Source organism: Arthrobacter sp. NPDC058097 (genome assembly GCF_042884885.1).
GTDB lineage: Bacteria > Actinomycetota > Actinomycetes > Actinomycetales > Micrococcaceae > Arthrobacter.
In genome coordinates, this window is sequence record NZ_JBHVSZ010000001.1 from 41068 (window position 1) to 59234 (window position 18167).

Annotated in this window: 15 protein-coding genes, 1 tRNA gene and 1 riboswitch; of the genes, 10 read left to right on the top strand and 6 right to left on the bottom strand. The window is 67.0% G+C overall.

Features of this window, described 5'->3' with window-relative positions:
• Positions 1-65 precede the first annotated feature (65 nt).
• On the top strand, positions 66-515 hold the full coding sequence (locus tag ACFVTE_RS00220; RefSeq protein ID WP_387095224.1) for an RrF2 family transcriptional regulator: 450 nt from the start codon (positions 66-68) through the stop codon (positions 513-515).
• 167 nt (positions 516-682) lie between these two features.
• Positions 683-1843, top strand: coding sequence for a globin domain-containing protein (locus ACFVTE_RS00225; protein ID WP_387095226.1), 1161 nt, complete (start codon positions 683-685; stop codon positions 1841-1843).
• 146 nt (positions 1844-1989) lie between these two features.
• On the opposite strand, the gene ACFVTE_RS00230 is transcribed toward ACFVTE_RS00225, so the two are convergent.
• Positions 1990-3816, bottom strand: coding sequence for a phosphoenolpyruvate carboxykinase (GTP) (locus ACFVTE_RS00230; RefSeq protein WP_387095229.1), 1827 nt, complete (start codon positions 3814-3816; stop codon positions 1990-1992).
• Positions 3817-4095: 279 nt separating this feature from the next.
• Here ACFVTE_RS00230 and ACFVTE_RS00235 point away from each other — a divergent pair.
• Positions 4096-4169: transfer RNA gene (locus tag ACFVTE_RS00235), tRNA-Arg, on the top strand.
• A 92-nt stretch (positions 4170-4261) separates the two neighbouring features.
• Here the strand turns inward: ACFVTE_RS00235 and ACFVTE_RS00240 are convergent.
• The gene (locus tag ACFVTE_RS00240) at positions 4262-4990 is read right to left on the bottom strand and encodes a FadR/GntR family transcriptional regulator (RefSeq protein WP_387095232.1); all 729 of its coding nucleotides are present in this window, start codon (positions 4988-4990) and stop codon (positions 4262-4264) included.
• A gap of 127 nt (positions 4991-5117) precedes the next feature.
• Between ACFVTE_RS00240 and ACFVTE_RS00245 the strand changes: the two genes are divergently transcribed.
• From ACFVTE_RS00245 to ACFVTE_RS00265, 5 genes are all read left to right on the top strand, one after another.
• Positions 5118-6575: a dihydrolipoyl dehydrogenase family protein gene (locus tag ACFVTE_RS00245; RefSeq protein WP_387095234.1), complete on the top strand. Its 1458-nt coding sequence runs from the start codon at positions 5118-5120 to the stop codon at positions 6573-6575.
• Between the two features lie 67 nt (positions 6576-6642).
• Positions 6643-7389: an ABC transporter ATP-binding protein gene (locus tag ACFVTE_RS00250; protein ID WP_387095237.1), complete on the top strand. Its 747-nt coding sequence runs from the start codon at positions 6643-6645 to the stop codon at positions 7387-7389.
• Entirely contained in the window at positions 7386-9422 is a 2037-nt protein-coding gene (locus ACFVTE_RS00255; protein WP_387095239.1) for a YhgE/Pip family protein, read from the top strand. The genes ACFVTE_RS00250 and ACFVTE_RS00255 overlap by 4 nt, the downstream gene beginning before the upstream one ends.
• Positions 9419-10069, top strand: coding sequence for a TetR/AcrR family transcriptional regulator (locus ACFVTE_RS00260; RefSeq protein WP_387095242.1), 651 nt, complete (start codon positions 9419-9421; stop codon positions 10067-10069). The genes ACFVTE_RS00255 and ACFVTE_RS00260 overlap by 4 nt, the downstream gene beginning before the upstream one ends.
• Positions 10070-10086: 17 nt before the next feature.
• Positions 10087-10803, top strand: coding sequence for a hypothetical protein (locus ACFVTE_RS00265; protein WP_387095245.1), 717 nt, complete (start codon positions 10087-10089; stop codon positions 10801-10803).
• 28 nt (positions 10804-10831) lie between these two features.
• On the opposite strand, the gene ACFVTE_RS00270 is transcribed toward ACFVTE_RS00265, so the two are convergent.
• The 4 genes from ACFVTE_RS00270 to ACFVTE_RS00285 form a co-directional block, all read right to left on the bottom strand.
• Positions 10832-12259, bottom strand: coding sequence for a D-alanyl-D-alanine carboxypeptidase family protein (locus ACFVTE_RS00270; protein ID WP_387095247.1), 1428 nt, complete (start codon positions 12257-12259; stop codon positions 10832-10834).
• Positions 12260-12322: 63 nt separating this feature from the next.
• Positions 12323-12850: a SixA phosphatase family protein gene (locus tag ACFVTE_RS00275; protein ID WP_387095250.1), complete on the bottom strand. Its 528-nt coding sequence runs from the start codon at positions 12848-12850 to the stop codon at positions 12323-12325.
• 42 nt (positions 12851-12892) lie between these two features.
• The gene (locus ACFVTE_RS00280; RefSeq protein ID WP_387095253.1) at positions 12893-13768 is read right to left on the bottom strand and encodes a winged helix-turn-helix domain-containing protein; all 876 of its coding nucleotides are present in this window, start codon (positions 13766-13768) and stop codon (positions 12893-12895) included.
• Between the two features lie 632 nt (positions 13769-14400).
• The gene (locus ACFVTE_RS00285; protein ID WP_387095255.1) at positions 14401-15054 is read right to left on the bottom strand and encodes a hypothetical protein; all 654 of its coding nucleotides are present in this window, start codon (positions 15052-15054) and stop codon (positions 14401-14403) included.
• Between the two features lie 485 nt (positions 15055-15539).
• Between ACFVTE_RS00285 and ACFVTE_RS00290 the strand changes: the two genes are divergently transcribed.
• Complete coding sequence (locus tag ACFVTE_RS00290) at positions 15540-16280, top strand: response regulator transcription factor (RefSeq protein WP_387095258.1); 741 nt, start codon at positions 15540-15542, stop codon at positions 16278-16280.
• A 3-nt stretch (positions 16281-16283) separates the two neighbouring features.
• Positions 16284-17906 (top strand): ATP-binding protein, encoded by a 1623-nt coding sequence (locus tag ACFVTE_RS00295; RefSeq protein ID WP_387095261.1) that lies wholly within the window; start codon positions 16284-16286, stop codon positions 17904-17906.
• Positions 17907-18000: 94 nt separating this feature from the next.
• A riboswitch (cyclic di-AMP (ydaO/yuaA leader) is annotated at positions 18001-18164 on the top strand.
• Positions 18165-18167 lie beyond the last annotated feature (3 nt).

The following is an 18167-nucleotide window of genomic DNA, read 5'->3' on the forward strand; positions in this document are numbered from 1 at the left end:
GCGCACGGATCACGCGATGTGCGAAAGGCCGACCGGGGATTTGCACAGACTATTAGGCTAGTACCATGAAAATCAACGCCTTTGCGGACGTCAGCCTGCGCGCCCTCATAGTGCTCGCTGCCGCACCGGAGGGCGGCCTGCTCACCACCCAGAACGTCGCTGACGCCGTCGGAACCCCCTACAACCACGTCAGCAAAGCCGTGGCGAAGCTGCGCATGCTGGGTCTGATTGACGTTGAGCGCGGCCGCAACGGTGGTTCCCGGCTCAGTGCCGCCGGCCGCCGCGTCACCGTTGGCCAGGTCCTTCGGGAGCTGGACACCCGCGAAAATCCCGCCGAGTGCATCGGCCCGGCAGGCAGCTGCCCCCTCATCAATGAATGCCGGCTCCGCGGCGCCCTCGCCCGGGCGCGCGATGCCTTCTACCGCGAACTCGACGACGTCGTGGTGGCCGAGCTCCCCACCTCACGCCAGATGACGCCCGTTTTCGAGGCGATCGGGCTGCGACCCGGCGCCTGAGCCCAGCCCGTCACGGCCTCCGCGAGGCCCCGCTCCGCCACACTCCCCATTTGGAAAATCCCTTCTACAGGTTGTAGAAATGGACCAACAGAAAGTGGCATTTCGAATGCCAGTATCTGCAGCCCCGGTCCGGCCAAAGACCCCGGACCACTAGCTCAGGAGTGTCAATGCTCTCGGACAAAGCCCGTCCTGTCATCGAAGCCACCCTTCCCCTGGTCGGCTCACGAATCGGCGAGATCACCCCCAAGTTCTATGCCCGGCTCTTCGCCGCGCACCCGGAACTCCTGGACGGGCTGTTCAGCCGCTCCAACCAGCGCAACGGCAACCAGCAGCAGGCCCTGGCCGGCAGCATCGCCGCATTTGCCACCCACCTCGTGAACCACCCGGACACCCTGCCGGAGACCGTGCTGTCCCGCATCGCCCACCGCCACGCCTCGCTCGGCATCACCGAGCCGCAGTACCAGGTGGTCTACGAGCACCTGTTCGCAGCGATCGCCGACGACCTTGCCGAGGTCATCACGCGGGAAATCGCCGAAGCCTGGACCGAGGTCTACTGGCTCATGGCGGACGCCCTGATCAAGCTGGAAAAGGACCTGTACGCGGCACAGGCGAACACCGCGATGTGGATGCCGTGGACGGTCGTCGAAAAGGCCCCCGCCGGCACCGGATCAATGACGTTCACCCTGGCGCCTGCCGATGACAGCCCCGTCACCCCCGCGCTGCCGGGCCAGTACATCAGCGTCAAGGTCACCCTGCCCGACGGCATCCGCCAGGTCCGCCAGTACTCCCTGTCCGGCGACGCCGGCACCAGCCGCAGCTTCACCACCAAGCTCGACGACGGCGGCGAGGTCTCCCCCGTGCTGCACAACAGCGTTGAGGTCGGAGACATCATCGCCATCTCCAACCCGTTCGGCGAAATTACGCTGAAGGACGACGACGGCCCGGTGGTCCTTGCCTCCGCGGGCATCGGCTGCACGCCCACCGCCTCGATCCTGCGTTCACTTGCCGAAACCGGCTCCGACCGCCAGGTGCTGGTCCTGCACGCCGAAAGCACCCTGGACAGCTGGGCCCTGCGCTCCCAGATGACGGACGACGTCGAACGCCTCGACGGCGCCGAACTCCAGCTCTGGCTTGAGCGGCCGGAGGCCGGCTCCAAGTCCGGTTTCATGTCCCTGCGTGAGGTGGATCTACCGGCCAACGCGTCGCTGTACCTGTGCGGCCCGCTGCCGTTCATGAAGAACATCCGCAGCGAGGCCATCAACGCCGGCATCCCGGCCACGAAGATCCACTACGAGGTCTTCGGCCCGGACATCTGGCTGGCCTCCTAAGCCCTCCCGCCGGGGGAGTTTTCGTCCACTTGTCGCGACTTTAGAGGCCTTTAGCGGCCATTATCTGGACAATAACTCCAGGACGTACGACGGCGGCCCCGCACCTTTGAAGAAAGGTGCGGGGCCGCCGTCGGACTTTTACCGGTCTAGGCCAGGCGGGCCTTCAGGCCGTCGAGCTCGTTCTGGAGTGCGGCGGGCAGCGAGTCGCCGAAGTTGGCGAACCACTCCTCGATCGAGGCGAGTTCGGTCTTCCACTCCTCGGAGTCGACGCGGACTGCGTCCTCAACCTGGGCAGGGGTCATGTCGAGTCCCTCGAGGTCGATCGCGTCGCCGGTCGGAACGAAGCCGATGGGGGTCTCCGCGGCGTCGGCCTTTCCTTCGAGCCGTTCGATGGCCCACTTCAGGACACGTGCGTTGTCCCCGAAGCCTGGCCAGGCGAAGCCGCCCTCTGCCGCGCGGCGGAACCAGTTGACCAGGAAGATCTTGGGCAGGCGCTCCGGGTTGGCCTTCGCGGAGAGGTTAACCCAGTGGTTCAGGTAGTCGCCGGCGTCGTAGCCGATGAACGGCAGCATGGCCATGGGGTCGCGGCGGACCACGCCGACGGCACCGGCCGCAGCAGCGGTGGTCTCCGACGACAGAGTGGAGCCCATGAAAATGCCGTTGGTCCAGTCGCGGGCCTCGGTGACCAGCGGAATGGTGGTCTTGCGGCGGCCGCCGAACAGGATCGCGGACAGTTCCACACCGTCCGGGTTGTGGTACTCCTCTGCCAGCATGTCGATCTGGTCGATCGGGGTGCAGAAGCGCGAGTTCGGGTGGGCCGCCGGCTTGCCGGACTCAGGCGTCCAGGAGTTGCCCTGCCAGTCGGTCAGGTGGGCAGGGGTTTCCTCCGTCATGCCCTCCCACCAGACGCCGCCGTCGTCAGTCAGCGCAACGTTGGTGAAGATGCTGTTGCCCTTGGCGATGGCGCGCATCGCGTTGGGGTTGGTGCCCCAGCCCGTGCCCGGGGCCACGCCGAACAGGCCGGCCTCGGGGTTGACGGCGCGGAGCTCGCCTTCCTTGCCGAACCGCATCCAGGTGATGTCGTCGCCGAGGGTCTCGACCTTCCAGCCCTTGATGGTGGGGTCCAGGAGAGCAAGATTGGTCTTGCCGCAGGCCGACGGGAAGGCTGCCGAGACGTAGTACGTCTTGTTTTCCGGCGAGGTGAGCTTGAGGATGAGCATGTGCTCGGCAAGCCAGCCCTCGTCGTGGGCCATGACCGACGCGATGCGCAGGGCGTAGCACTTCTTGCCCAGCAGCGCGTTTCCGCCGTAGCCGGAGCCGAAGGACCAGATGGAGCGCTCTTCGGGGAAGTGCACGATCCACTTGTCCGGGTTGCAGGGCCACGGGACGTCTGCCTGGCCGGGCTCCAGCGGAGCGCCCAGGGAGTGCAGGGCCGGAACGAAGAAGGCGTTGGTTTCGGTGATCCGGTTCAGGACGTCCGTGCCGATGCGGGCCATGATGCGCATGGAGGCAACCACGTAGGCGGAGTCGGTGATCTCGACGCCAAATTTGGGGTCCTCAGCATCGAGGTGGCCCATGACGAACGGGATGACGTACATGGTGCGGCCGCGCATGGAACCGGAGAACAGCCCGCGGAGCTTCTCCTTCATCTCCGCCGGGGCCATCCAGTTGTTGGTGAAGCCTGCGTCGTGCTCCTTCTCGGAGCAGATGAAGGTCTGCTCTTCGACACGGGCCACGTCGGCAGGATCCGAAAAGGCTGCGAAGGAGTTGGGGAACAGGTCCTGGTTCAGCCGCTTCAGGGTGCCGGCCGCAACGAGTTCGTCGGTGAGGCGGGTGTTTTCTTCCTCGGAGCCGTCGACCCAATGAATCCGGTCCGGCTGGGTCAGGCCAGCGACCTCTTCAACCCACGCCAGCAGACCAGCATGGGTGGTGGGTGCTTTCTCAAGCAGCGGCAGTCGCGCCAGGTGGGCCATTGCAGTTCCCTTCTTCGGGTTCAGTGGTGTGTGCTAAATGCTATTTCTGTTGATCTGGACCAATTCGCGGTCAGACATCGGATGTCCTGCCCGTCCGAAGGCGAATTCCGCGGAAACTCGCGGAATTTGGATTTAGAAAACTCGAAATTAGTGACGAAGGTCACATAGACCGGTCTAGTTGTGTAGATTACACGGTTCTCGATTTGGAACTGCGGCCGTCCTCGCGTAAAGTTATTCGAGGTTCGGGGCGAGCGAAAAGTTCGAACCGAAACGGAAGATGCGCCCATAGCTCAGCTGGATAGAGCGTCTGTCTACGGAACAGAAGGTCAGGGGTTCGAATCCCTTTGGGCGCACAGAGAGAAGATCCGCACCGGGAAACCGGTGCGGATCTTCTGCGTTAAGCCTGCTTTGCAGGGACCGCTGCGCCCCTGCCCTCCGAAACTGTTTATTCGCCGACGGCTTCCACGATCCTTTGCCGGAAGCCGTCGAAGTGATGGGTCAGCTCGCGGGCAGCCCGCCCCTTGTCCCCGGCAGCCACGGCCGAATAGATGTTCCGGTGCACTGCAGCGAGCGCCGGCAGATCCTCCACCCCGGGTCCAACCTCGGTGTAGATCTTGCGGTACACCTTCCAGAAGACGCCCAGCAGGTTGAGCAGCAGTTCATTCTTAAGGGGTTCAAAGAGCCTGCGGTGGAATTCGGCGTCGGCTTCCACGAAAGCCTCCCCTGTCGCTGCACCCTGTTCCATGCGGATCACGGATTCCTCGATGGAGGCCAGCTGGTCGGCGGTCATCTCGTCCATCGCGCTCCCGATGAGGCCTGCCTCCAGCGCCTGCCGGACGTCCACGAGCTGCCGCGCCTCCAGGCCGTGGTGCCGCAGGGACAGCCGCCCACGGAAAATCAGGCCATCCGCCAGGGACTCGAAATTGCTGGGCGCCACGAACATGCCGAAGCCGTGCCGGATCTCGATGACCCCCAGGGCCTGCAGGACCTTCAGCGACTCCCTGAGGGTATTCCGGCCCACACCGAGTGCGAGGCACAGCTCGTTTTCGGTGGGGAGGGCGTCGCCGGGCTCCAGTTCACGGTCCAGGATCAGTTCCATGATGTCCGACTGCAGGGCACGCAGGCGGGCGTGGGCGCTGAAGCGGGCCGGCGGAACCACGTTGGAGGGCTGCATGAGGGCTCCTTTGCACTGTCCGAACTTTTCTCACCGTAGCGGATGTCCCACGTCCCCGGAACGGAGGGTCCATTGTTACAGCAGCGACTGCCGAAACCCGCAGCAACGGCGGGCGTAGGCTGTTGCCATGCCACGTCTTGTTGAACGGGAATTCGATGTCATTGTGATCGGCGCCGGCGCGGCGGGGGAAAATGCCGCGGACCGCGTGGTGCAGGGAGGCCTGACGGCAGTCCTCGTTGAAGCCGAACTGGTGGGCGGCGAATGCTCCTATTGGGCCTGCATGCCGTCCAAGGCGCTGCTGCGTCCGGGCACCGCGCTGCACGGTGCGCAGGCAGTTCCCGGTGCCAGCGAGGCCGTAACCGGAACGCTCGATGCGGCTGCGGTCCTCAAACAGCGCGACTCCTTCACCTCGCACTGGCAGGACGCCAGCCAGGTGGAATGGGTGGAGGGCGCCGGCATCGAACTGGTTCGCGGCCGGGCCCGGATCAGCGGCGAGCGGAGCGTTAAAGTAGCCGGCCTGGACGGTGACGAATACGCACTCACGGCGCGCCACGCCGTCGTACTTGCCAACGGTTCCACACCGAACCAGCCGCCCGTCGACGGGCTGTCCGAGGTGGAGTACTGGGGCACGCGCGAGGCGACCTCGGCCAAGGAGGTCCCGGAGCGGCTAGGTGTGCTGGGCGGCGGCGTCGCCGGCACGGAGCTTGCCCAGGCCTTCGCCCGCCTCGGATCCACGGTCACGCTGGTGGCCCGCAGCGGACTGCTGCGCAATTTCCCGGCCGAGGCCGCGGAACTGGTGGCTGGCGGCCTGCGGGCCGACGGCGTGGAGCTCCGCCTTGACACCAAGACCCGCAGCGTCCACCGGAATTCCGACGGCTCCCTGACGCTCACGCTAGGCGGTGGTGACACCGTCACCGTGGACAAGCTGCTGGTGTCGACTGGCCGGCGGCCCGCACTGGACGGGCTCGGGCTGGAGAACGTGGGCCTGTCCGCCAGCGACGGCAAGCCCCTGGTCATCCGTACCGACTCCACCGGCCTGGTGGCTGAAGCGTCCGGCAATGGCGACGGTCCCTGGCTGTATGCGGTGGGCGACGCGGCCGGCAAAGTACTGCTGACCCACCAGGGCAAGTACGAGGCGCGGGCCACCGCCGCGGCGATTGCCGCCCGGGCCAAGGGCGAGCTGCGCGGGGAGCCCGAGCCGTGGAGCCGGCATGCGCAGACGGCCGACGAGCACGCCGTTCCCAACGTGGTGTTCACCGACCCCGAACTGGCCAACGTCGGCAGGTCGCTGGAGCAGGCGCGCAAGGACGGCTACAACGCCTCGTCGGTGGAGCTGCCGATCGAAGTGGCCGGTTCCTCGCTCCATGCCCGGAACTACAAGGGCTGGGCGCAGCTCGTGGTGGACGAGGACCGCAAGGTGCTCCTCGGCGCGACCTTCGCCGGACCTGACGTCGCCGAACTCCTGCACGCTGCGACGATCGCCGTCGTCGGGGAGGTGCCGCTCGACCGGCTCTGGCACGCTGTCCCCTCCTACCCCACCATCAGCGAGGTCTGGCTGCGGCTGCTGGAGAAGTACGGCCTCTGATTCTTATTTGAACTGACCAGTCAGTTCAGTTAGCCTTGAGGCAGACAACTTCTGCGAAAGGCTCCCTTTGCTCTGCGCACGACAGCTCAGCGTGAAAGGCCGGCGGCTCGACCTCCTGCCGCCGACTTCCCTTCAGGCGACCCGCGGCGAACTGCTGCTGGTGACCGGCGACCGCCAGGACCAGCGGACGGCGCTGGCGCTTGCCCTCAGCGGCCGGATGAAGCCCGACGCCGGCACCGCCACCTGGGACGGCACGGCAGGGATCAGGCCGCTGCGGCGCGCCAGCGCTCTGGTGGACTCACCCGGCGTCAACGAACCCGAAGAGCACCTGAGCGTCGGGGACCTGGTGACCGAGGATCTGGCCCTGGTGCCCCGCCGGTACCGCGGCGCCCTCCTGAGCAAGCCATGGCTGAAGGTCAACCGCTTCGAGGACGTTGCCGGCATGTGGACGGAGCAGCTCCCGCCGGCGCGCCGCACCGAGCTCCTCACGGCACTGGCCCTCGCCAACCCTGCGACGGACCTCCTTGTCGTGGACTCCCCCGACCGGCACGGCGCCGACCCTGCCGGCTGGTTGCCGCGGCTCAGCGAACTGGCGTACGACGGCGGCCGGCCACTCGCCGTCGTCGCAACCGTTACCGCCCTCCCGGACGGCTGGACCGGACCGGCCGCGGAAATCGGCAACGCCGCCGCCCCTCCCTCCGCGGCGAGTTTTTGTCCAGATAATGGCTCCAAAACGCCCCCGAAGTCCGATTATGTGGACAAAAACTCCAGCGGGACGGGTGGCCCGAGTGTGACGGGTGGGGTGGCCAAGTGACTGTCCTGCGGCTGGCGCGCTCCGAACTCAAGCGCATGACCGGCGGGCTGCTGCCCAAGCTGACCATCCTGGCCCTGGCCCTGGTCCCGCTGCTCTACGGCGCGGTGTACCTCTACGCGAACTGGAATCCGTACGGCAACCTCGACCGGATCGACGCCGCACTCGTGGTGGAGGACGCCGGGGCCGCCACCAGCGCCGGGACGCGGCTGGAGGCCGGGCAGAAGGTGGCGGACAGCCTCCTCGAGGGCCATGTCTTCAACTGGCAGCCCGTCCAGTCCGCGGCAGAGGCGGACCAGGGCGTCAGCGACGGAAAGTACGCCTTCGCGCTGAAGATCCCCAGGGACTTCTCCGCAAACCTCGCCTCGCCCGGCAGCTTCGATTCGGCCACCCAGGCCATGCTCAACGTCACCACCAACGACGCCAACAACTATCTGCTGAGCACCATCGTGGACAAGCTGACGACTGCCGTCCACGCATCCGTGGCCAAGGAGGTCGGCGCCGAGACGGCCAACCAGCTCCTCACCGGATTCGGCACCATCCACACCCAGATGGTCAAGGCCGCCGACGGTGCCGTGCAGCTGGCCGACGGCGTCACCCGCCTGCACGACGGTACAGTCACCCTTCATGAGGGAACCGGAAAGCTGAACAGCGGCGCCGCCGACCTTTACAACGGCCAGGTCAGGCTCCGTGACGGTGCCAACGGGCTTTCGGCCGGCGCAGGGCAGCTGAGCGGAGGGCTTGCAGAGCTGCGGGACAAGACGGCCGGGCTGCCGGCGGATTCGCAGCGCCTCGCTGACGGGGCCGCGCAGGTTGCGGCCGGAAACGCGGCGCTGAACAGCAAGGTGCAGGACGCCGTCGGGCAGCTCGAGGCTGCTGAAACCAGCCTCCGCGGCCGGCTGCAGGAGTCCAACAGCAAGCTGGTGGCCGCCGGTGTCCTGACGCAGGAGCAGGCGGACAGGGTGCTCGCGGAAGTCGATTCCGCAGCCGCCTCCGGCCCGGTCGGCGATGCCAAGGCGAAGATCCAGGCAGACGCCGCACAGATCCAGCAGCTTTCCGACGGATCAGCGGCGGTCAGTGCCGGCGCGGCGCGCTTGGCTGCCGCCGCACCTGCCTTGACCGAGGGCATCTCGACGGCGTCTGCCGGGGCAGACCGGCTGGCAGCCGGGGCCTCGACCCTGGCGTCCGGAGAGCAGACGGCGGTGGACGGTTCCGCCGCCCTCTCGGCAGGGGCCCAAAAGCTCGACGACGGTGCGGGGCAACTGGAGAGCGGTGCGGGCACGGCCGCCGCCGGGGCCGGGAAACTGGCTGACGGGCTGACCCGGGGCGCCGGCAAGGTCCCCCACCCCGACGACTCGCAGAAAAGTGATCTCTCGGCCGTGATGTCCGACCCCGTTGCGGTCAGCAACGTCTCGCAGGCAAAGGCCGGCTCCTATGGTGCAGGGCTCGCCCCGTTCTTCATGACGCTGGCCCTGTGGATCGGCATCTTCATGCTGGTCCAGGCCATGCGGCCCGTCACCCAGCGCGCCATGGCGTCCAACGCGCCGGCATGGAAGATCGCCGTCGGCGGCTGGCTTCCCTTCCTGGCGGTGTCCGCCGTGCAGGCGAGTCTGCTCACCGTCGTCGTCAACGTGGGGCTGGGACTGCACCCTGCCCACCCGTGGCTGATGTGGCTGTTCCTGCTGGCGGCGGCCATGGCGTTCAGCGCCATCATCCAGGGCGTGGTGGCGCTGCTCGGTTCACCGGGGAAGCTCGTGGTCCTGATCCTGCTCGTGCTCCAGCTGGTCTCGTCCGGCGGCACCTTCCCGTGGCAGACCACGCCGGAGCCGCTGCACGCGGTCCACCGGGTCCTGCCCATGGGCTATGTGGTGGACGGCATGCGGCACCTGGTCTACGGCGCGGACCTGTCGCTGATCCCGGCGACCCTGGCGGGGCTGTTTGGCTACACTTTGCTGGGGATAGCCCTTTCGACCCTGGCCGTCCGCAAGAACAAGTTCTGGACCCTGAAGACCCTGAAACCGGAGATCGCCGTATGAGCACGCTGGAGGCGGATCAGGAACCCGCTGCACCAAGGAAGCTCCGCCCCGGCCGGACCAATGCCACGAAGCAGAAGCTGTTCGAGGCATCCATGGACCTGATCGGGGAACGCGGCGCGTCTGGTGTGACTGTGGACGAGATCGCCGCCGCAGCAGGCGTGTCCAAGGGGACCGTCTATTACAACTTCGGCAGCAAGTCGGACCTGATTGCCCAACTGCTGCGGCATGGCGTGGACATCCTGGAGGCCCGGCTGCTCAGCGTGCGTGGCGGAGCGGCGGATCCGCTGGCCGGCATGGAGGCGATGATCGGCCAGGCCATGGACTTCATGGCCGAGTATCCGTCCTTCGCCAGGCTATGGGTGGGCGAACAGTGGCGCACCCCGAGCGAATGGCAGGACACCTTCGTCGAGCTCCGGACCCGGCTGCTGCAGGTGATCGGCACGGCCATCGAAAGCGTGGCTGCCCGGTACCCCGTGGATGCCGGCATTTCCCGGGGAAGCCTGGAGGCGGCCGTGTTTGGCGCCTGCTTCGTGGTGGGGCTGGACCGCCAGACATACAACCCGGAACGGAGCCGTGACCAAAGCGTTGCAGCGATCATGACAATCATGCGCGGCTACGTGCTGAAGAGGCCCGATCCTCAGGGATGATTAGTCCCATGGGCCACATGGGTAACAGCGGGAAGACAGCGATCGGTGCCTTTGCCGCGGCCGCGGGCCTCCTGATTCTGACGGCGTACACCCTGGAAGAAGCCGCCCTGTTCGCCTTCCTCGGCGCCGTTGCCGTGGGGTACGTGGCGTCCGTGGCCGAAGCCTTTGCGCGGCGCCGCTACCTTGCCCTGCTGGCGGGCGGGGCCGGGACCAGCCTGTTTATCGGCTGCAGCATCGCCTTCCTGCGCATGTGGGGGCTGGCGTTCAACCAAAGTCCGGCAGCCCTGGGCCAGGCCGTGACAACCAGGGATTCGGACATTTACTTCTATCTGGCGGCGGTCTCGGGATGCCTGACGCTGCTGGTGCTGTTTTGCGCCGCGGTCTGGCCCTCCCGCCGCCGTCTGCGGCAGGCAGAACGCGGCCGGTCCGCCCGGACCGCCAGGTCCACCGGCACCGCCAGACCCCGGGCCGCCGCAGGCCCGGCACGCACCGCGGCGCCGGTCCGGAGCACAGGGCCGGCGCGCGCGGCCGGAGCACCGGCGCGTCCTGCAACCAGACTTCCGGCGGCGGCCCGGCAACCAGCGCAGGCCCCTGTTCGGCAACAGCAGGCCCAGCGGCCGGCCCCAGCCAAGCCGGCGCAGCAAAAACCGGCGCAGCGAAAGCGCCCCGCCCAACAGAAGCCGGCCCAGCAGAAGCCGGTCCAGCGATCCGACGGACGGACGGCGCGCCGCTAACAGCCCGCCAGCTTCCGGAAGCCGCCGGCTACCGGAAGATGTTGTATGACTGCCAGCCCGGCCCGACAGCCCGGAGACCCGTGAACTGGCTGTTGCCAAGGCTGTAGTACACGAGGCGCCCGTCGGTGGTCTTTGAGGTGAGACCGCGGGTCCCCGGCCCCTGGAACCCGAACGACGCGTGGGACTGGACCAGCGCATTCCAGCCTGTCCCCACCCGGCGGCGGGGTTCGGCAACAAACTTGCCGGCGCCGTCGGACCTGTACAGCAGGAGCTCGCCGGACGCTTTGGTGACCAGCAGATCCTGGCGGCGGTCGTTGTCGAAGTCGGCCATGGTCAGTTTCATGCCCTGGAATCCCTGCCCGAGCCGGAGCCGCGCGCCGAGGGCACCGCCCGTGGCGTTCGGGTAGAAGTACATGGCGCCGTCCGCCGCGGCGCCCACCACGCCCGGGTACCGCTGGCCGTTGTGCCACTTCCCCACCGTGATGTTCATTGATTGCCATCCGGCGCTGCCCACGCGGACAGCGCTGAGGAACCCGCCGGAGAGCTTGCCGCGGTAAACGGAGAGGGTTCCTGTCCTCCACTGGGCCACGATGTCGTTCACGCCGTCGGCATTCCAGTCAGCGACGAAGCCGGCCTTCAGGCCGGACCAGCCCGGTCCGATCCGTACGCGCGTGCCGAAGCCGCCCTTGCCATTGGCTGGATAGGACCACAGCACGCCGCTGGAGTCGGCGGCGAGCACGTCGGCACCGCTCCTGATGGTGGGCTTGGCGGAAAAGTACTGTTCCATGGTGGGAATGCCGCGGCTCTTCATGTCGGTGGCCAGCGGAACGCCCACGAACCTCAGGTGCCAGGGCTCATACGCGTAGCCGGTGATGCCTGAGTAGCCCTGCGGATAGCGCACGACGAAGCCGTAGCGGTGGGCGTTCGCCGCCACCCAGCGGCCGCCGGGAGTGGTCCCGAAGCAATCCGTCAGCCCGCAGGCGCCGCCAGCATTGCCGACGTCCACCGCCAGCCCGGTCTGGTGTTCGCTGTATCCCGGCCTGGCCGAAATCTGGTCGGCGTAAGCCTGCCCATACATCTGCACGTACGAGTTGTACAGGGCACTCTGGGATGCGTACGACCGGTAACCGCTGATGACCTCCAGGGAATAACCCGCAGCACGCGCCCCCGCGAACAGCTGGCCCAGGGCGCCTGCGACCTGGCGCCGGAGCAAATGGCCAGTGCCGCTCCAGCCGACGAGGTCCGACGGCGCGAACTGGCGTGGATTCAGCGGTCGGGATTTGTTCACCAGGACCCACGCATTGGCGGGGTTCGACACCACCTGCGTGGACAGCAGCTCACCGGAGGGCGCCGCAGTTGCCTGCTGCGCCCCGGCGGAAAGCATCAGGAGAACGACGACGGCGGCAGCGCACCGCCGGGCAACGGCCCGCCACCGGGCAGATACAGAGTTGAGCATGGCGGCACTTCCCCACTAGACGACGCTGGGGACAAGCCTACTCGTCCGCGCAAGGGCGCGCGGCTAGTGTGCCCGCGGGACCTTGAAGTGCGTGAGCTTGGCGTCCTGGCCATCCAGTTCAGCCCAGGGCTTTTCCGTCTCCAGCACCGTCAGACCGCTGGTGGGAAAGCGGGTGGCAGCATCCATGTACGCGTCGTGGTTGGAGTCGCGCGATGCCAGATGCATGGCCAGGTCCTGCACGCCGGGCATGTGGGAGATCACCATCAGTGTGGTCACGGTGTCCGGCACGTGGTTGATGACCGCAAGCATGCGCAGCGCGGAGGCGGCGTAGAGGCCGTCCTCAAGTTTCGGCGTCGGGGCTTTCTCGCCGAGTTCGCTACACACCCACGTGCACGTCTGCCGGGTCCGCAGCGAACTGGAGCACAGGATGAAATCCGGGACGATGTTGTGCTTGAGCAGCCATTTACCGGCAAGCGGGGCCTCGCGGTGGCCGCGCTCCTCCAGGGGACGCTCATGGTCCGCCACCCCGCCCGGCCAGTCGGCCTTGGCGTGGCGCATCAGGACCAGCCGCTTCTTATGGTGCGCACTCATGAACTCACCCTACTAGCAGCCGAGGGCACTGCTGGTGAGGTACTAGATCGAGTACTCCGGGGCAGCCCAGACAACGACCTCGGGGTGCTCGTAGAAGCGGTAGCCCTGGCCGCGGACGGTGCGCACGGTGTTGGCGAGGCGGCCCAGCTTGGAGCGGAGGCGGCGGATGTGGACGTCGATGGTGCGCTCATTCGGCACTTCTTCGGCGTTCCGCCACAGGCCCTCGAGCAGTTCGTCGCGGCCCACGGTGCGGGTGCCGTTCTCCACGAGGTAGTTGAGGAGTTCGAATTCCTTGAAGGTCAGGTTCAGGGACTCGCCGTCGAGGTGCACTTCACGGCGGGCAAGATCGATCAGGACACCGGAGGGACGCGGGTCCTGGGCCGGCTGCACGCGGGCGGTCTCGGTGCGCTGCCGGGCATTGACCGTGGGGTCACCGAAGGTGGAACGGACGACGTCGAGCGCCGAGCCGGGCGCACTGGCCGGGGCCACAGCGACGGCGGCGTAGCTCTCGGCACCGGTAACCAGCGACTGGGCGTAGGCCCGGATCTCCTGGGCAAGCTTGGCGATCGAGGTGCCTGCGGCGGCCGCGGTCTCCTCGTCAATGCCCATGTACAGGACGAACCCGCGGGCCACGTTATCGTTCGGAACGGGGCGGACCGGCGCGGTGGCCGCCGGAGCCACAAGAGGAGTGGGCGCGGTAAGCGGCGCGGCTTCCTCAGCCTGCACCGCGCGCAGCTGGCCGTAGGAGTTCGGGTTGTATCCCTGCGGCGCGTAGCCGGGAGCGGCGGGAATGCTGTTGGTCTGGCCTCCGGGAGCGAAAGCGGGGCGGGCGCCGAATCCTTGGCGCAGTCCCTGCGCCTGGCCCGCCTTGTTGGCGTTACGGACGGAGATGTGGACGTATCCGGATGCAACGGTCATGTTTGCTTACCTCAATGTGAATGGCCGTCATCGCGGCTCGAATGCTGGGGTCCCCGCAATGATTCTGGGGAGGGGCGCCCTACGCTGGGCTGGGGGCGAATGCCTAAAAACTTCGTGGGGTGGTGAAAGTTAGGCGTGCATTCGACAACAGCGCATGTCGGCAGCAGCGGGTGTGCTGGGCCAGTATTCTGCGGCTGCAGGTGCTGTTGAGTTCTTGTTCACATTTGAAAGTGTGCAACGTAACAATGAAAACTTGCAAGTAACAATGGACGGAACTGTCCGCATACTGAGACAAACGGCCTGTTTGTGTGATAAATCACAGTTTCGCGAGCGGCCCATATTTTGATTCTTTTTCCCGAACGGACGGTCGGAAAGCTGCTCATGCAGAATCTTCTTCGATTTCCCGGTAAATTCGCGCTGAATATTCAATGACATTTGAAATGCCAGAACCCCGCAGCCGCGATAAGCCAGTTGTCCAGCTATGACGCAGTCCGGAGCAGGAATTTTTGTCCAAGCGCGGGTTTGGGCTGTGGTCAAATCCGAATGAACGACGGCGGCGGCGCCCGGATATCGCGGGCGCTGCGCCTTCCAGTACCAATCAGCCCGGCCAGACAATCAGCCCGGCCAGACAATCAGCTGGTCTGGCCCGTGCCGCTGCTACCGCCCGACTGCGTGCTGCCACTGGATCCCGTGGTGGCGCTCACTTGGACGCTCTCCGCCGGAAACGCCGCGCCGTCCTTGCCGGCCACAATCCGCACGGTGGCTCCGGCCACGATGTCGGCCACTGTCAGGTCGCCGGTTGCCGACTGCTGGCGCCTCTGCAGCATGCTGCCCACCACCGTGTCTCCGCTGAGCGTGTAGGTGCGTGTGAAACCGTCGGCACTCTTCACCGTGACCGAACCGGAGGAAACGGCGGAGACAGTGCCGAGCTGAGCCACCTTGGTGACGTACTCCCCGTTCTCCTCGACGATGTACTCCGAATGGACAGCAGCAGAGACTCCGCTGCCCATGCCGCCGAGGCCGTTGGGCGCGAAGTCGCCTCCCTGCCCCGGCAGGGTTCCGCTGCCCGGCGCCTGCATGCCGCCCGGGCCACCCATCGACCCGCCATCCTGTGGCAGGCCACCCTGGGCACCGCTTTGGCCCAACCCGCCCTGGGCCAGTCCGCCCTGGGCTCCTGCGGCCGTTCCGCCGGCGGCGGCAGCGTTGCTGCCCAGGCCGTACACGGTGGCTCCTGCGCCAGCGGCCAGCACCGTGGCCGCTCCGGCTACGACCAGCCCGCGCTTCATCGTCCACGGCTTGCCGTTTGCCGCCGGTCCCCCGGTTTTGCCGGCCGACGGCGGTCCTCCCCAACCGGCGCCGCCCGCCGACGCTGGTCCTCCCCAGCCGGCCCCGGCGCCGCTGTCGGCGGGAGGCTGGGCCCCGCCGGCAAAAGCGGAAGATGCCGGGACAGCGTTCGTGGGAGCCGGCGTCGGCCTTCCCCCGCCAAAGCCCCACCCTGGGGAATGCCCTTCCGGCTGCGGCGCCGGAGGCCGTGGTGTGGTTTCTGGAACAGGTGTGTGCTGCTGTCCGCTCATTGCTATCTCCTTAGGGGTGCGGAAGTGTCCGTTCCAGACTGGAAAGCCATCCTGTGATTGGCCTGTGCGGCGCAAGAGCCATGGCTGTGACCTGAAAAACCCGTACTCAGCGCCTTTCAGCTCGCTAGGCTGGGATTCACAGCCGGCGCACAGGGTTGCCAAAGCGGCGGCTAAACACCAGAACGGAGAGTTGTCACATGGCCACTTCGCACTCCATGACCAACAACCTTCCCCAGCTGACCCACCCGGACGGATCCCCCATCCGCGCCCTGGTGGTCGACGACGAGCCGAGCCTCGCCGAGCTCATGAGCATGGGCCTGCGCATGGCTGGCTGGTCGGTCGCCGTCGCCGCCGACGGTCCCGAGGCCGTGAAACTCGCCAAGGAGTTCCGCCCGGACGTGCTGGTGCTTGACGTGATGCTTCCCGGGTTCGACGGCGTCGAGCTCCTGGGCAGGATCCGCGCCTTCGCACCGGAAGTCCCGGCGCTGTTCCTCACTGCCAAGGACGCGGTGCAGGACCGCATTGTGGGCCTCGCCGCGGGCGGCGACGACTACGTCACCAAGCCGTTCAGCATGGAGGAAGTCCTGCTGCGCCTGCACCGGCTGGTCCAGCGCTCCGGCGTGGCCGCCATGGATTCCGCCGAACTCGTAGTGGGCGACCTGGTCCTGAACCTCGACACGCGCGAGGTCACCCGCGCCGGCGACGAGCTGCAGCTGACCGCCACCCAGTTCGAGCTGCTGCGGTACCTCATGGAGAACCCCAAGCGCGTGGTCAGCAAGGCCCAGATCCTGGACCGGGTGTGGAACTACGACTTCGGCGGCCAGGCCAACATCGTGGAGCTGTACATCTCCTACCTGCGCAAGAAGGTGGATGCCGTGCATCCGCCGATGATCCACACGGTCCGCGGCGCGGGTTACGTCATCAAACCGGCAGAGTAGGCCGTGGCAAACCTTTCCGGTGCAGTCCGTACCCAGCGCCGAAGCTGGCTGAAGCCCGGCACCTGGCACCTGCGCACCCGCCTGGTCCTCGTGGCCATGGCTCTCCTGGTGGCCATTTGCGCTGCCATCGGCCTCTTCAGCTACGCCTCGATGGATTCCTTCCTGACCCGCCAGCTCGACGACCAACTCACCGGAGCCGCTGACAGGGCCCGGGACTTTGGCCGGCCACCGCTCGGATCCGCGGGCAACAAGCCTGATCCCCTCGAAGGCCGGGGCCAGCGGGTGGGCACCCTCGTGGCCAGGATCCAGTCGGGGGAAGTCAGCGCCGGGTTCCTCGCTTCCGACGCCACCCGCAAAACACTCTCGGCCGCAGACAACCAGACCCTTCTGGAGCTCCGCCGCGACGGCATCCCCGTCGACCGCACCCTGTCCACCGGGGCCTACCGTCTTGTTGCCGCCCAGACACCCTACGGCGACGTCATGGTCACCGGGCTTCCCCTGGCAGACAAGCAGAGCACCCTGACGTCACTGGTCTGGACCATCACCATCGTCTCGCTGGGCGGACTCGTGCTGATCGGCCTGGCCGGGACGGTGCTCATCCGCCGCACCATGAAGCCGCTGGAGCAGCTCTCCGAGGTGGCCACGCAGGTGTCGCGCCTGCCGCTGGACGCCGGTGAGGTGGCACTCGCCGTCCGCGTCCCGCCGTCGAACGCCCACCCCGGAACCGAAGTGGGCAGCGTCGGGCACGCCCTGAACCAGATGCTGGACAACGTCTCCAACGCGCTGGAGGCCCGTCAGGAAAGCGAAATGAAGGTGCGGCAGTTCGTGGCGGACGCCTCACACGAGCTCCGGACACCGCTCACGGCCATCCGCGGCTACACCGAGCTGATGCGCATGACCGAAAAGTTCACCCCGGACGGCCAGCGCTCGCTGGCCCGCGTGCAGAGCCAGTCGGAGCGCATGACCGCCCTGGTGGAGGACCTCCTGCTGCTTGCCCGGCTCGATGAGGGCCAGCCGCTCAAGCTAAGCGACGTTGACCTCACGCAGCTGGTGATCGAGACCGTCAGCGACGAAAAAGTCATGGCACCGGACCGGGCGTGGCACCTCGACCTTCCCGAGGAACCGGTGTCCCTCCGGGGCGATGCCTCCCAGCTGCACCAGGTCCTCGTGAACCTGCTCTCCAATGCCCGCAAGCACACCCCGCCGGGCACCACGGTGACCACCGGCGTGATGCGCTCGGCCGACGGCAGCGCTGTGATTACTGTCACGGACGACGGCGCCGGCATCCCTCCCGAATTCGTGGACAAGGTCTTCGCGCGCTTCGCCCGCGCAGACGCCTCACGTGCGACGCCGGCGCAGTCGCCCCTGGCGCCGGCGGCCGCGGCAGCGAAAGCCTCTGCGGCCGGTGGCGCAATGGCCCTCCGTACCGCGGATTCGCGGGGAGAATCAGGGGCTTCGCACGGAGAACCGGGCACCGCCTCGGCGGAGGGAACCAGCGGCCTGGGCCTGTCCATCGTGCAGTCCATCGTGCAAGCGCACGGCGGCACGGTGGAGGTCACCTCCCGGCCCGGCCGGACGGAATTTGCCGTCCGCCTGCCCGCGCAAGGCACCGCGCCGTCGTCGTGATTCCCGTTACCTAAATGTGACTTAATCAAAAGCCTCCTGTACCGTCGATATGGTGCGGCCGCCACTAGAGCCGCATGTCCGGATTGACGCCCAGCTCTGCCGCTTCCCGGATTCCGCTAGATCAGGCAGAGGCGGGGGAACCAGAGTCCCGGGCTTTCCGCATCAGCCCTTGGGGTGAAGCCGACACGTGAATTTTCCGTGCGGCCGGATGACCTCATCCGAACCCGACAGCTAACTCCGCAGGTGTTGAGAGGCAATCCA

Excerpts from the sequence above, each read along its gene's own strand:
- ACFVTE_RS00220 (WP_387095224.1), top strand. The coding sequence starts at position 66 with ATGAAAATCAACGCCTTTGCGGACGTCAGCCTGCGCGCCCTCATAGTG.
- ACFVTE_RS00225 (WP_387095226.1), top strand. The coding sequence starts at position 683 with ATGCTCTCGGACAAAGCCCGTCCTGTCATCGAAGCCACCCTTCCCCTG.
- ACFVTE_RS00230 (WP_387095229.1), bottom strand. The coding sequence starts at position 3,816 with ATGGCCCACCTGGCGCGACTGCCGCTGCTTGAGAAAGCACCCACCACC.
- ACFVTE_RS00240 (WP_387095232.1), bottom strand. The coding sequence starts at position 4,990 with ATGCAGCCCTCCAACGTGGTTCCGCCGGCCCGCTTCAGCGCCCACGCC.
- ACFVTE_RS00245 (WP_387095234.1), top strand. The coding sequence starts at position 5,118 with ATGCCACGTCTTGTTGAACGGGAATTCGATGTCATTGTGATCGGCGCC.
- ACFVTE_RS00260 (WP_387095242.1), top strand. The coding sequence starts at position 9,419 with ATGAGCACGCTGGAGGCGGATCAGGAACCCGCTGCACCAAGGAAGCTC.
- ACFVTE_RS00265 (WP_387095245.1), top strand. The coding sequence starts at position 10,087 with ATGGGTAACAGCGGGAAGACAGCGATCGGTGCCTTTGCCGCGGCCGCG.
- ACFVTE_RS00270 (WP_387095247.1), bottom strand. The coding sequence starts at position 12,259 with ATGCTCAACTCTGTATCTGCCCGGTGGCGGGCCGTTGCCCGGCGGTGC.
- ACFVTE_RS00275 (WP_387095250.1), bottom strand. The coding sequence starts at position 12,850 with ATGAGTGCGCACCATAAGAAGCGGCTGGTCCTGATGCGCCACGCCAAG.
- ACFVTE_RS00280 (WP_387095253.1), bottom strand. The coding sequence starts at position 13,768 with ATGACCGTTGCATCCGGATACGTCCACATCTCCGTCCGTAACGCCAAC.
- ACFVTE_RS00285 (WP_387095255.1), bottom strand. The coding sequence starts at position 15,054 with ATGAAGCGCGGGCTGGTCGTAGCCGGAGCGGCCACGGTGCTGGCCGCT.
- ACFVTE_RS00290 (WP_387095258.1), top strand. The coding sequence starts at position 15,540 with ATGGCCACTTCGCACTCCATGACCAACAACCTTCCCCAGCTGACCCAC.